This is a genomic window from Chromobacterium sp. CV08 (genome assembly GCF_051129845.1).
In the GTDB taxonomy this organism is placed as follows: domain Bacteria; phylum Pseudomonadota; class Gammaproteobacteria; order Burkholderiales; family Chromobacteriaceae; genus Chromobacterium.
The window spans coordinates 2,364,958-2,377,901 of sequence record NZ_CP150453.1 but is presented as its reverse complement, the minus strand read 5'-3'; the positions used below and the strand labels follow the sequence as shown (position 1 = coordinate 2,377,901).

General features: G+C 60.8%; 9 protein-coding genes. 5 read left to right on the top strand and 4 right to left on the bottom strand.

The window, feature by feature from the left end; translation table 11 throughout:
* The first annotated feature begins 299 nt into the window (after nt 1–299).
* Nucleotides 300–1,133 carry a PhzF family phenazine biosynthesis protein gene (locus WNM05_RS11165; RefSeq protein ID WP_434635062.1) on the top strand — a complete coding sequence of 278 codons (834 nt, stop codon included), beginning with the start codon at nt 300–302 and terminating at the stop codon, nt 1,131–1,133.
* A gap of 190 nt (nt 1,134–1,323) precedes the next feature.
* Here WNM05_RS11165 and WNM05_RS11160 read toward each other — a convergent pair whose 3' ends face one another.
* The 4 genes from WNM05_RS11160 to WNM05_RS11145 all read right to left on the bottom strand — a co-directional run bounded on the left by WNM05_RS11160 (nt 1,324) and on the right by WNM05_RS11145 (nt 8,038).
* Nucleotides 1,324–1,791: a GNAT family N-acetyltransferase gene (locus tag WNM05_RS11160; RefSeq protein ID WP_434635061.1), complete on the bottom strand. Its 468-nt coding sequence runs from the start codon at nt 1,789–1,791 to the stop codon at nt 1,324–1,326.
* Nucleotides 1,792–2,064: 273 nt separating this feature from the next.
* Nucleotides 2,065–2,739, bottom strand: coding sequence for a BRO-N domain-containing protein (locus WNM05_RS11155; protein WP_434635060.1), 675 nt, complete (start codon nt 2,737–2,739; stop codon nt 2,065–2,067).
* Between the two features lie 701 nt (nt 2,740–3,440).
* The gene (locus WNM05_RS11150) at nt 3,441–5,138 is read right to left on the bottom strand and encodes an AAA family ATPase (RefSeq protein ID WP_434635059.1); all 1,698 of its coding nucleotides are present in this window, start codon (nt 5,136–5,138) and stop codon (nt 3,441–3,443) included.
* A gap of 65 nt (nt 5,139–5,203) precedes the next feature.
* On the bottom strand, nt 5,204–8,038 hold the full coding sequence (locus WNM05_RS11145) for a valine--tRNA ligase (RefSeq protein ID WP_434635058.1): 2,835 nt from the start codon (nt 8,036–8,038) through the stop codon (nt 5,204–5,206).
* 231 nt (nt 8,039–8,269) lie between these two features.
* Between WNM05_RS11145 and WNM05_RS11140 the strand changes: the two genes are divergently transcribed.
* The 4 genes from WNM05_RS11140 (at nt 8,270) to bcsG (ending at nt 12,873) form a co-directional block, all read left to right on the top strand.
* Nucleotides 8,270–9,289: a substrate-binding domain-containing protein gene (locus WNM05_RS11140; protein ID WP_434635057.1), complete on the top strand. Its 1,020-nt coding sequence runs from the start codon at nt 8,270–8,272 to the stop codon at nt 9,287–9,289.
* A gap of 132 nt (nt 9,290–9,421) precedes the next feature.
* The gene (bcsE, locus tag WNM05_RS11135) at nt 9,422–11,026 is read left to right on the top strand and encodes a cellulose biosynthesis protein BcsE (protein ID WP_434635056.1); all 1,605 of its coding nucleotides are present in this window, start codon (nt 9,422–9,424) and stop codon (nt 11,024–11,026) included.
* 9 nt (nt 11,027–11,035) lie between these two features.
* Nucleotides 11,036–11,260, top strand: a complete 225-nt coding sequence (locus tag WNM05_RS11130) for a hypothetical protein (RefSeq protein WP_434635055.1) — start codon at nt 11,036–11,038, stop codon at nt 11,258–11,260.
* Nucleotides 11,257–12,873: a cellulose biosynthesis protein BcsG gene (gene bcsG, locus WNM05_RS11125; RefSeq protein WP_434635053.1), complete on the top strand. Its 1,617-nt coding sequence runs from the start codon at nt 11,257–11,259 to the stop codon at nt 12,871–12,873. The genes WNM05_RS11130 and bcsG overlap by 4 nt, the downstream gene beginning before the upstream one ends.
* Nucleotides 12,874–12,944: the final 71 nt, after the last annotated feature.

Below are 12,944 nucleotides of genomic sequence, written 5' to 3'. Positions count from 1 at the left end.
AGCTGGCAAGCCACGGCCTGCCATGTAGCGCGGGTTGGTCAGAGTCCATCGGCGCATAGGCAAACTGTGAGTCCGTTGAACAGAAGAAGATCAGACATCCCCTGGAACCAGGTTAAGGTTGACGAAAAGTCCGGCAAAAAAGATCGCGAGCATGGGCTAACAGGTCAAATCGCGAGACTGGCTGGCAAGAAATCTTTCTGAAATGGGAAATCGAAGACAAATATGATTTCCATTTACAGCGGCACATCGGAAATTGCGCGTAGACTAGCGCTCCTACCCGTGCACGAACAGAACACTCCATGAACTTCAAGCAGGTCGATGTCTTCAGTTCAACCCCTCTTAAGGGCAACCCGGTGGCCGTAGTGTTCGATGCTGATGGGCTCGATGACCGGCAGATGGCGCTCTTTGCCAACTGGACCAATCTCAGCGAAACCACCTTCATCCTCCAGCCCAGGGACCCGCGCGCCGACTACCGCCTGAGGATCTTCACAACGCTGGAGGAACTGCCGTTCGCTGGCCATCCGACCCTGGGCAGCTGCCACGCCTGGTTGGAGTCCGGCGGGATACCGCAGGGCGAGGATGTCATCCAGGAATGCGAGGTGGGACTGGTTCGGATTCGCCGCCAGAAGGGGCAGCTGGCGTTTCTTGCGCCGCCCTTGCTGCGCTCCGGGCCAGTGGCTGCCGAGCTTCTGGAGCGGGTTCGCCTGGGACTGCGCTTGGCGCCTGGGGAGATTGTTGATGCCCAGTGGGTCGACAACGGCGCCGGTTGGCTGGCCGTGATGCTCGCCAAACGTCAGCAGGTACTGGACCTCAAACCCGACTATCCGGCGTTGAGCGGGCTGGCGGTGGGGGTGATTGCGCCTTGCGATCCGCAGCATGACGATAGCGATGCGCAGTTCGAGGTGAGGGCCTTTATCGCCGGCGATGGCATGCCCGAGGACCCAGCCACGGGCAGCCTGAACGCCGGCATTGCCCAGTGGTTGCTGGGGACCGGAATGACGCCAGCGCGCTATCGCGTCAGCCAGGGCTTGAGCATGGGGCGCGCCGGGCGCATCGAGGTAGAACAGGTGGGCGACGATGTGTGGATAGGCGGCAATGCCGTAAGCTGCATTGAAGGCCGTCTGACGCTATAACCACCCAAGTTCGTAATGGTTTGAGTGGCCACGCCGGTTTCCAGCCGGCACACCACCTCCCCACTGCCCAGCGGCATGGCGCGGACCTCCTCCTTGTTCCGCCAGCTAGGGTGCGTCGCGCCGCCAAGAAGGGGGTGACGCCCCCTACTCTCCGTGCAATGAATTCATAAAATTGACCTACCTTGCGAAACTATCCATGAGCGCTCAGCTCAATCGAATAAAAATATTGAATAGCATCAAATCGCATCAAAGTCTTTTCCAAGCGGAAACCATTACGTCTTAGCAAACGGATGGATGCATGATTCCGAGCTTGCGTTTCAGCAACCAGCCGGCGCATATGGAGGGTCTCACGTGCATGGCGCAATACCATTTTCAAGGCGGCATCGGCATAACCTTGCCCCCAATATTCTGGCAAAAGCTCATAAGACACCTCGATATCCAAACCATCATGGTGTGGGTCAAGCGATATCATGCCAAGCAAACGAGAGTCCGACATATCTGATCGACGGATAGCCCAGGCGGGTAACTCACGTTGATTCAGGTAAAGAGCGCCAGCGCGCTCTTCTGCAATGCCAATCTCAACCGGACCACCAAGGCAGGCACGGATTTGCGGATCGGTATAGAGCCGTACAAGAGAAGCATGGTCAAACTTATTCAAACAATCCAAGCGACAGGACATAAGACCACCGATATCAAGCTATTCTCGCTGTTAATAAAATGGCACGCACAGATTTGAACAACGCCACAAGTTATTCCCATCTGACAAGGCTTGCTTCGAATTTGTTCTGCCAATTTTTGCCAGTGGCGCCGACTGCATTTTTCAGGAGAGAAATAGGAGCAAGGCACCGCCGACCCATCTCGCCGGATCCGTATTGAAGAAGATGGAAAACAAACGGTGCGTCGCCCCTTTGGGGGTGACGCACCCTACGAGTCACTCATCGGCCACCCGTTGGCTCATCCGCTCGGCCAGGCGCAAATGGCAGGCCGCAGCCAATTTCACCAATTCGGTATCGCTGGCCGGCATGCCGTCCGGCACGGCGATCAGCTCGGCCAGGCCGTCCAGCGTCGAGACAGCGCTGTTCAGGCCTGTCATCCGTCCCAGCGGATGCTTCTGACGGTTGTGCCGCTCATAGTCAAGCGTCACCAGCCAGCGGCTATGCTGCCAGCAGGCCTCGCCGTTCTCCAATACCGCATCCAGCACCGCTCGGCTGACCTGGCGCGCCGCCTCCGCCGCCAGCGCCAGCGCCCATTCCAGTTGGTCCGCCGCCAACATCGCCTCGCCCTCCCCGCGCAAGGCTGGCAGCAAATCGTCCTCCAGCCAGCGTCGAAAGCGCCGCGCCGCCGGCTTGCGATAGCGCCGTATCGCCGTGGCAACGCCGGTTTCGGACAGACAAACCACTTCCTGCTCACCCACCAGCAAGGCGCGGACCTCTTCCTCGTTCAGCTTGCCGAGCAGTGCGGCGGTGCTCCGGCACTGGATAGCCGCCGCGACGTCGTCGGCAAAGAACCACAGGCCGTTGTGGCGGCGGAGAAGACGAAAGGGACTATCGAGAAAAGTGAATTCCCGCAGAGACAGGGACGCGGGTGATGAAATGGAATGTTCCATGAAGTGAACCTCCGTGCAGTTTCACCAACTCCACCACCCACATCGCCAAACGGGGGCGGCAGGCCAAAGCGGGGTTGGCGAACCGGCTACACGGACCCGGCAGACCCGGAGGTCTCCCCACCCGGCCCGCCATGGAGTGCATGAGCGCGCACGAGGACAGCAAGCATGCGGTAATGCCATGCCTGCCGTGTAGTCTGGGTCGCCAAACCCAGCCGTGCTATTGAACACGACTTGGCCAGATTAAAACCCAAACGAAAAAGGGTCAAGAGTAAATTACAACGGGAAGACTGACAAGAAGGGTAGAAAACGAATGTAACGGTTACAGGGAAACTGACCAAATTCGAGAGCATAAGACCGAACCATCGCGCCCCACTCCCATCAGCGTAAGCCGGCTTCGAAGCCATTTTCAAGGTTTTAAGTCGCCGGCTGTTCGACGCGGCGCGACGGTAGCGCGCCGCTAGTTCCGGCGACTCCTTGAAAATGGCTTTGAAGACGGGGTTTCGCAGTGCTGCTGGGCCGCCTTTTCTTTCGTCTATTTCTTTTGGCGGAGCAAAAGAAATGGACCCGTCAAGCCGGGCGGAACCGGCACCCAAACATCCGCCCGCAGAGCGGGTACAAAAATTCTAACCAACCAACTAGGTAAACGTTGGGCTTCATTTCATTCAGCCCGACCTACGGACCTAGCATAAGCGGCACACTCCCTACATCGCTGCTGGCCATATAGTTCTAGAGAATTCCAAAAGCTCTTGAACTTCTAAAAAATTAGATGCCCTACAAAAATCTACCGCCCCTCCATTTTCTTGCTGAATCTTATTGCGCAGATTTCTCTCAACAATCTTTCCGAATAAAAACTGCCTCGGATTGTGACGGTACTCTTGATTAACATCTCGAGAAATTGAACCTGGGTTAGGCCTCACTCCCCTTCCCCCAGCTAAAAGCGCTTTATCATACCTGATATTTACCAACTTCTCTTTGATTTTCTCGCCCTGCTCTCGCAAAACTTCATCAATTAATTCATCTATGCGCGCAACCGGAACATCTGGATACAATGAATTTATATGAGATGAGTTTACAAAGTACGCTTCAATATCATTCCCGCGAGTAATAAAAACTCCCAATCCATCACCTATCCTTCTCAGAAAATCATTTACCTGTTCCTCATCCAAAAAATCTCGATCCCTATGCAAGATCACTCGCGTAGCCGGTGCATGTCTAGTAATAAATACATTGAGCGCCAGTGCAGAGTCAACTTTTGAACAACCACTATAAGACCATACCTGCGTCCTATCCATATTAAACCCACTAGAAGCAAGAAGAGCTTCAAGGTATTTTACATCTGCATCCTCTGTAAGAACAATACAATCAATTTGTCCAGCTCCGAGCAATTCTCCTCGATCAAGCGCCCCAAGCTCCAACAAAACATCTCTTGCCACTTCACCACGACTTTCGACAAGTTCAGAATTCCTGATCCAAAAAACCTCAGAATGGTCTTTCAATGCATCAAACAAATGCCTAGAATGTGTCGATATTATTATCTGACAATCATCAAAATAAGCCAACTCCATCAATAACTTGGCCAAAACTCTCTGATTATTAGGATGCAGGTGCGAATCAGGCTCATCCAATATCAAAAGACTAGGCTTGTACAAGCAATAGTAAGAAATTATTTGAATTACCTGCAATATACCTGTACCGCAAGAATCTATAGGCAACAAGGCGTCTGCAACCTGAATCTTAACATCAATATGTTCATCCACATCTGGATCAAAGCTCACATTCACTTCAACATCAGGGAATATCTCCCCCAGCATTCCTTGAAAATCCACCCATGCATCCGCGTCTTCAGACAACAAAAGTAAAATATTTCTAAACACATTATTAGAATCACCTTTAGCTGCAGCTTTTCTAACCACAGAAGGTGGCTTATACTCTTCAAAAGCAGGAATTCCAGCCAAGCCAGGAACTATGATAGAATAAGGGTGATATATATCCTGCAAGACCTCTCCAAACTCACGCCCATCCAACAGGGTAGCAATATTTTTATTCCTCCCTTTTCTTATAGAAACAACACAACAATCCCCACCTTCACGGTAAAACTCAACTTTGATTGCACTATCAATATCCTCACGAAGAATTCCACCAGGGGCAAGAGCCTCAACATCCCGCATAGGGGTGTAAATTAGTGCTTGCGACGATAAAGATGTCGAGAACCGCCCCCCTCCGTTCCAATAAGCATTTTGGGTTGACGACGTTTGCGCAATTGAAATAGCGAACTGAATAGCCTGCTGAATGCTACTTTTACCGGCATTATTTGACCCAATAACAATATTCACCTTACCAAGAGTCAAGTCCAACCGCTCAATACTTTTAAATCTTTCTATTACCACGCGCTCCAGCATACAAACGCCCTCTAAATAGTAGACAATAAAAAAGCACGCCGAAGCGTGCTTTTAGATTAGATAAATCAGGCTAGCTTAACAAGCTGCGCCCTAATCTTCTCCAACTTATCATTCAGCTCAGCCAACTGAGCCTTGTCGCGCTCAACCAAATGCGCCGGCGCCTTGTCGACATAGCCCGGCTTCTCCAGCTTGGCCGTCAGCTTGGCCAGCTCGGCTTCCACCTTGCCCTGCTCCTTGGTCAGGCGCGCGGTTTCGGCGGCTTTGTCCACTTCCACCTTCAGCATCAGGCGCGCTTCGCCGGAGATGGCCACCGGGGCGTCGTCTTCCGGCAGCTTGGCCACCAGCGTGCCTTCGGTCAGACGGGCCAGCAGCTTCAGGTAGGGCACGAAGTCGGCGATCGAAGCGTCGGCGGTTTCGATGAACAGCGGCGCCTTGACGGCCGGGCCTATGCCCATTTCGCCGCGCAGATTGCGCACCGCGTTGACCATGTCCTTGAACGCGTCCATGCGGGCGTTGGCTTCGGCGCTGATCTTGGATTCGTCCGCCACCGGCCACGGGGCCAGCATCAGCGATTCGGTCTTCTTCGCGTTGGCCAGCGGGGCCACGGTCTGCCACAGCTCTTCGGTGATGAAGGGCATCAGCGGGTGGTTCAGGCGCAGCGCCACTTCCAGCACGCGCACCAGGGTGCGACGGGTGGCGCGCTGCTGGGCTTCGTTGCCGCCCTGGATCTGCACCTTGGCCAGTTCCACGTACCAGTCGCAGTACTCGTTCCAGATGAATTCGTAGATCACCTGGGCGGCGATGTCGAAGCGGTAGGTTTCCAGCGCGTTGGTGACGTCGATCTCCGCCTGTTGCAGGCGGCCGATGATCCATTGGTCGACGAAGCTGTATTCCAGCGGCAGGCTTTCGTCCTGGCCGCAGTCCTTGCCGTCCACGTTCATCATCACGAAGCGGGTGGCGTTCCACAGCTTGTTGCAGAAGTTGCGGTAGCCTTCGGCGCGCTTGAAGTCGAAGTTGACCGAGCGGCCCAGCGTGGCGTAGCTGGCCATGGTGAAACGCAGCGCATCGGTGCCGTAGGCCGGGATGCCTTCCGGGAACAGCTTCTCGGTGGCCTTGGCGATCTGCGGGGCCTTTTCCGGGCGGCGCAGGCCGGTGGTGCGTTTTTCCACCAGAGGCTCCAGCGCGATGCCGTCGATCAGGTCCACCGGGTCGATGACGTTGCCCTCGGACTTCGACATCTTCTTGCCTTCGTGGTCGCGCACCATGCCGTGGATGTAGACGTCCTTGAACGGGACCTTGCCGGTGAAGTGCTTGGTCATCATGATCATCCGGGCGACCCAGAAGAAGATGATTTCGTAGCCGGTCACCAGCACGTTGGAGGTCAGGAAGGCCTTCAGCTCAGGCGTTTCTTCCGGCCAGCCCAGCGTCGAGAACGGCACCAGGGCGGACGAGAACCAGGTGTCCAGCACGTCCTGCTCGCGGCGCAGCGTCTTGCCCGGCGCCTTGGCCTGGGCTTCCGCTTCGGTGCGGCCGACGTAGATGTTGCCGTCTTCGTCGTACCAGGCCGGGATCTGGTGGCCCCACCACAGCTGGCGCGAGATGCACCAGTCCTGGATGTTCTTCATCCACTGGTTGTAGGTATTGACCCAGTTTTCCGGCACGAAGCGCACTTCGCCGGATTCCACCGCCTCGATGGCCTTGGCGGCGATCGATTGGCCGGTGGGGTCGCCTTCGCCCACCTTGTTCATCGCGACGAACCATTGGTCGGTCAGCAGCGGCTCGATCACGGTGCCGGTGCGGTCGCCGCGCGGCACCATCAGCTTGTGCGGCTTGGTTTCCAGCAGCAGGCCCTGGGCTTGCAGATCGGCCAGCATGGCCTTGCGGGCCTCCTGGGCGGTGAGGCCGGCGTAGGCGGCCGGCAGCTCGATGGTGCCCTGGGCGGCGCCGTCGAAGCCGAAGATCTGCGCCTTGGCCAGGATCTTGGCTTCCAGGCTCATCACATTGATCAGCTGGGTGTTGTGGCGCTTGCCCACTTCGTAGTCGTTGAAGTCGTGCGCCGGGGTGATCTTGACGAAGCCGGTGCCGAATTCCTTGTCGACGTAGCTGTCGGCGATCACCGGGATGGTGCGGCCGGTCAGCGGCAGCTCAAGCTGCTTGCCGACCAGGTGCAGGTAGCGCTCGTCGTCCGGGGCGATGGCCACGGCCACGTCGCCCAGCAGCGTTTCCGGACGGGTGGTGGCGACGGTGACGAACTCGTCTGTTCTATTGCCTTCTGGGCCCACTACCGGGTACTTGATGTGCCACATGTGGCCGTCTTCTTCCTCGGAGACCACTTCGAGGTCGGAGATGGCGGTGCCCAGCTTGGCGTCCCAGTTGGACAGGCGCTTGCCGCGGTAGATCAGGCCTTGTTCGTACAGGCGGACGAAGACTTCGGTCACCACTTCGGCGCGGACGTCGTCCATCGTGAAGTATTCGCGGTCCCAATCGACCGAGCAGCCGACGCGGCGCATCTGGCTGGTGATGGTGCCGCCGGACTTTTCCTTCCACTCCCAGATCTTGCCGGTGAACGCTTCGCGGCCCATGTCGTGGCGGTTCAGGCCCTGGTCGGCCAGTTGGCGCTCGACGACGATCTGGGTGGCGATGCCGGCGTGGTCGGTGCCCGGCACCCATACGGTGTTGTGGCCCTTCATCCGGTAGAAGCGGGTCAGGCCATCCATGATGGTCTGGTTGAAGGCATGGCCCATGTGCAACGTGCCGGTGACGTTGGGCGGCGGCAGCTGGATGGCGAAGGACGGCTTGGAGGTGTCCATGCTCGGCTTGAAGTAGCCGGCCTGTTCCCAGTGTTGGTACCAGCGGCGCTCGAGGTCGCCCGGTTCATAGCTCTTGGCAAGTTGTTCCATGGTGCTGAATCTTGATTTTCTGGATGGAAAAATGGGTCGATTATACCCGGTTTTAACCGTCAGACCGACCCCTTCCGCCTCGGCGGCGCATCGTCCCGATCATGGACAGGCCGCTTGCTATATTTGAGGAGAAGAATCAACGCCGCAGCAGGAGAACCGATTGCGCGCACACTCTCTGCCGGAGCGCCCATGAGCAATATGCCGACACGTCGCATCCTCCTGCGGTTTTTGATGCTGATTCTGACCACCGCCCCGGTGGCCTCCCGCGCGGGGTCGACGACCGGCTACGCCGCCCCCGCGGCCGGACCGCCGGCCCAGGGCGGCCGCCATGTGCTGCTGATCGCCTACGATCTGCGCAACGGCGGCATCTCCAAGATCACCCGCAGCTTCCTGAACGCCGCCGGCCGCCTGCGCTGGCAGGTGAAGGTGGCCGACGCCAGGAGCAGCAACGAAGCGGTGCGCGAGCAATTGCTGCTGCAGGCCACCGACAAGGACGTCGCCGGCGTCGCGCTGATCGGCGCCGACAGCGCCGGCTTCCATCTGGAACTGACGATGCTCCGGCAGATGGGCAAGACCGCGGTCGGCTGGCACGCCGGCGGCAATCCCGGCCCGAACGCGGAGCTGTTCGCCAATGTCACCACCGATCCGCTGGCCGTCGCGCAGACCGCGGTGGACTACGCGATCAGCAGCAGCGCCGGTGCCATCGGCGCGGTGATCCTGACCGACTCGCACTTCACCATCGCCATGCGCAAGTCCGCCGCGATGAAGGCCGCGCTACTGGCCTGCAAACGTTGCAAGGTGCTGTCGGTGGAAGATGTGGACCTGAGCAAGGCCGCGCAAGCGATCCCCGCCCTGGTGCCGGCGCTGGCGCGCCGCTACGGCCACAGTTGGACCCACACGCTGGCCATCAACGATCTGTACTTCGACAACACCAATTTCCCGATGCATCAGGCGGGCCGGTCCGACATCGTCAACATCTCGGCCGGCGACGGTTCCAATTCGGCGATGAACCGCATCCGGGAGGGCATTTCCCAGCAAAAGGCCACGGTGGCCGAGCCGTGCAATCAGCAGGGCTGGCAGCTGGCGGACGAGTTGAACCGCGGCTTCGCCCGCCAGCCGCCCAGCGGCTTCGTCAGCCGGCCGATACTGGTGACGCGGGAAAAGCTGCTGGCCCATTCAAGAGACGGCGATATCGACGACGACCAGGCCTATCGCCAGGCCTATCTCGACATCTGGTTCAAAAAGCCCTGATCTTTAAGAGCCTGTCCACGATCTTTTTCCGAGCCGCGCAGCCCCTCCAGCAGGCCGGATGCAAGGCCCGTGGTTTGATTGCAAATCATGTGACTGATACTATTTAAATGATCTGAAAACAAAAATACCGCAATGGACATATCCCAAAGCCTGGGCATAGAGGGCATCCCGCCATCGGCCTCCGCCCTGAACGGCGGTGCGCTCTATCTGATCGCTTCGCCCGGAGCGCGCCTGGCCCAGGCGCTGCTGTTCTCCAACCTGCCGTCCGCCGGCAGCCAGCCGCTGGTCTGCGCCAGCAGGCAGGAGCCGGCGCCGCAGCAGGACACCGTCTGGCTCGATCGCCGCATCCACGCCGGCAATCTTCAGTTATGGTCGCCGCGCCAGCCGAGCAAGCCCTCCGCCCAGCGGATCACCGCCTGCCTGGACGAGCTGGCCCGCTGCCGCGACGCGCTGCAGCCGGCCGCCGGCGGCATGACGGTGGTGCTGGATCATGCCGAGGACTATCTGCCCTTGCAGCAGCCGGCGCTGGCGCGCCGGGTATTGCAGGCCTGCAGCCACTGGGCGGCCCGCCACGGCCATGCGCTGTTGCTGCTGCTGGACCACTCCCGGCTGGATGCCGAGGCGCTGGCGGCCTTGAGCCAGCTGGGCCGGGACTGCGCCGGCATGGCTTACGCCGAGCCGCTGGGCGACGGGCTGTACGGCTGGCAGACCGCGCACTGGTTGGGCGCCGCGCCCGGCGAAACCGCCAGGCTGCGCACGCTGGAGCTGAGCCCCCGCCACGTGCTGCGCGCCCAGTTGGACATCGACGCGCCGGACGACGCGGCGAATAGCGCCGCCCGCCTCGCCACCGACACCCTGCAGGTGCTGGCCACCGTCGCCGCCCTCAGCGGCAATACGCCGCCGACGCCGCACTGGCGGCTGTTCGACGACCTGCCGCAATTGCTGGAAGCCGCGCACGACGCGGTGGCCGCCACCGTGCTGCTGGATTCCGCCGGCAGCACGAAGGAGGCGCTGGGCCAGGCCGTCTCGCAATTGCGCAAGCAAAGCGGCAAGCGGCTGAAAATCATCGTGCGCGAGGTCGGCAACCGCCGGCTGCGCCAGAACGAGGAGCAATTGCTGCTGCGCCTAGGCGCCAATGTCGTGCTGCCGGCGGAGCTGCGCTTCACCAGCCTGGCCGGCATCGTCCACGCGCTGCGCCAGGCCGTCTACCACGGCAGCGGCGAGATCGAGGCCGACGCCTTGCACGCCGCCAGCCGTCCGGAGGCCGACCGCGGCTACCTGCCGCCGGCGCGCTTCGTCGAGATGGTGGACGCGGCCGTACAGCGCAGCCGCGCCATCGACGTCAGCAATATGCTGATCCAGCTGCAGCCCGCCATCGGCGCCACTCCGGCCGAATTGCTGGCGCTGGGCCGCTTCCAGCGCGCCGGCGACCTGTGCACCGCCGACCGCGACCATGCCTATCTATTCCTGTTCGCCTGTCGCGAAAACGACGCCGACGCCGCGCTGGGCAATCTGTTCCGCATGCCGATAGGCGAAGTGGCGCAGATGGAGGTGCGCAGCGCCGACAGCGACAGCATTCTGCTGGCGCTGTCCCAGCTGGCCAGGCAGCCCGGTTTCGATCAGTTGCCGGACCTGAGCGTCCAGTTGTCGCAGGCGCCGCGCCCGCGCGACCGCCGCCAGGCCCACACCGCCCCGTCGCTGCAGCGCACGCCCTTGCGCCGCCGCGGCGACAAGTGAAGGAAAACCATGTTCAATCCCGAATTGAGCGAGCTGCAATTCATGGTGCTGCTGACCGCGCTGGCGGCCGGCATCGCCGGCTATCAGGTGCGCGCGCGGCTGCTGCCGTGGATACGCCGGCTGCTGCTGCGCCGCATGCGCCATTTCCAGCCCCACCCCTATCTGCAACGCCTGCAACAGCAGGATGACGCGCCGCTGGCCAAGCGCCGGCGCGCCGAGCCGGACCACAAATGAAATCCAGCCATACCGCCACCCAAGAAGCGCCGCCTCCGGCCGCCCCCCTGTCGCTGGGCCTGGGCGCCTGGAGCGTCTACTTCATCGCCAAGCTGCTGCTGTCCTGGCAGGGCACGCTGAACCTGCACCCGTTGCCCAACCTCGCCTTCGCGCTCTTGCTGCTGATCCCGGTCTCCGGCAAGCCGCGGCTGCGCATCCGCGCCGCGCTGGCGCTGATCGCCGGCGCCGCCCTGCTCTACCACGACAGCTGGCTGCCGTCGCCGGAGATCGCGCTGAAACAGCTGTCCACGCTGAAGGGCTTCAGCCTGCACTATCTGCTGGACCTGGCCGGACGGCTGCTGTCGCTGTCGCTGCTGACCGGCGCCGTCATCCTGCTGTGCGGCTACTGGCTGCTGTCGCGCTATCTGCGGCTGGGCACCATCGTGGTGATTTCGCTGCTGGGCCTGAGTGGACGCCAGCTATGGCAGGACAGGCCGCAAGCGCCGGTCGCGGCGGTGGCCGACAGCGGCGCCGCGGCGCCGACCGTCGGCGCGCAAGCCGCCGCGCAGACGCCGGACCAGCAGCTGGCCGCCTTCTTCGACAGCGAGGGCCGGCGCTCGGTGAAGTTCCAGGGGCCGCTGGCCGACCCCGGCTTCGACGTGCTGCTCTTGCACATCTGCTCGCTGTCCTGGGACGACCTGCGCACGATAGGCCTGGACAAGCACCCGTTGCTGGGGCGCTTCGACTTCCTGTTCAGCAACTTCAATTCCGCGACGCCTTACAGCGGTCCGGCCGCGCTGCGCGTGCTGCGCGCCGGCTGCGGCCAGCCCAAGCACGCCGACCTGTACCGGAGCGCGCCGGACAACTGCTATCTGTTCCAGGACCTGGCGGCGCTGGGCTTCAAGACCGAGCTGACGATGAACCACGACGGCAGCTTCGACGACTTCCTGAAGCAGATCCGCACCGACGGCAGGCTGAATCAGCCGCTGATGTCGCAGCAGGGCCTGCCGGTGGGCCTGCGCTCCTTCGACAACAGCCCGATCTACAGCGACTACGCGGTACTGAACCGCTGGCTGGAGCAGCGCCAGCAGGACGGCAGCGCCCATGTGGCGGCCTATTACAACACCATCAGCCTGCACGACGGCAACCGCATCCCGTCGGCGCCGGGGCTGAACACGACGGACAGCTACAAATACCGCGCCAACCGTCTGTTCGCCGACCTGTCCCAGTTCATCGACCAGCTGGAAAAGAGCCACCGCAAGCTGATCCTGGTGATGGTGCCCGAGCACGGCGCGGCGCTGCGCGGCGACAAGCAGCAGTTCAGCGGCCTGCGCGAAATCCCGACGCCGCACATCACCATCGTGCCGGCGGCGGTCAAGGTGATAGGCGGCCAGGGCCACCCCAGCCAGGTCCGGATAGACCAGCCCAGCAGCTATCTGGCGGTGTCCACCATCTTGTCGCGGATGATGAGCAAGAGCCCGTTCGGCGCCGACTACCAGCCGGCCGACTTCGCCCGCGGGCTGCCGTCCACGCCGTATGTGTCGGAAAGCGCCAGCTCCATCGTGATGCAGAGCGGCAAGCGCTTCCTGCTGCAGCAGGACGGCGGCGACTGGACCGAGTATCCGGTGCAGTAGCGCCTCCGGCGCCCGATGAAAAAGCCGGTCACGACATCATTCGTGACCGGCTTTTTCGCATCCGCGGCGGC

Excerpts from the sequence above, each read along its gene's own strand:
- WNM05_RS11165 (WP_434635062.1), top strand. The coding sequence starts at position 300 with ATGAACTTCAAGCAGGTCGATGTCTTCAGTTCAACCCCTCTTAAGGGC.
- bcsE (WP_434635056.1), top strand. The coding sequence starts at position 9,422 with ATGGACATATCCCAAAGCCTGGGCATAGAGGGCATCCCGCCATCGGCC.
- WNM05_RS11150 (WP_434635059.1), bottom strand. The coding sequence starts at position 5,138 with ATGCTGGAGCGCGTGGTAATAGAAAGATTTAAAAGTATTGAGCGGTTG.
- WNM05_RS11145 (WP_434635058.1), bottom strand. The coding sequence starts at position 8,038 with ATGGAACAACTTGCCAAGAGCTATGAACCGGGCGACCTCGAGCGCCGC.
- WNM05_RS11140 (WP_434635057.1), top strand. The coding sequence starts at position 8,270 with ATGCTGATTCTGACCACCGCCCCGGTGGCCTCCCGCGCGGGGTCGACG.
- WNM05_RS11130 (WP_434635055.1), top strand. The coding sequence starts at position 11,036 with ATGTTCAATCCCGAATTGAGCGAGCTGCAATTCATGGTGCTGCTGACC.
- bcsG (WP_434635053.1), top strand. The coding sequence starts at position 11,257 with ATGAAATCCAGCCATACCGCCACCCAAGAAGCGCCGCCTCCGGCCGCC.
- WNM05_RS11155 (WP_434635060.1), bottom strand. The coding sequence starts at position 2,739 with ATGGAACATTCCATTTCATCACCCGCGTCCCTGTCTCTGCGGGAATTC.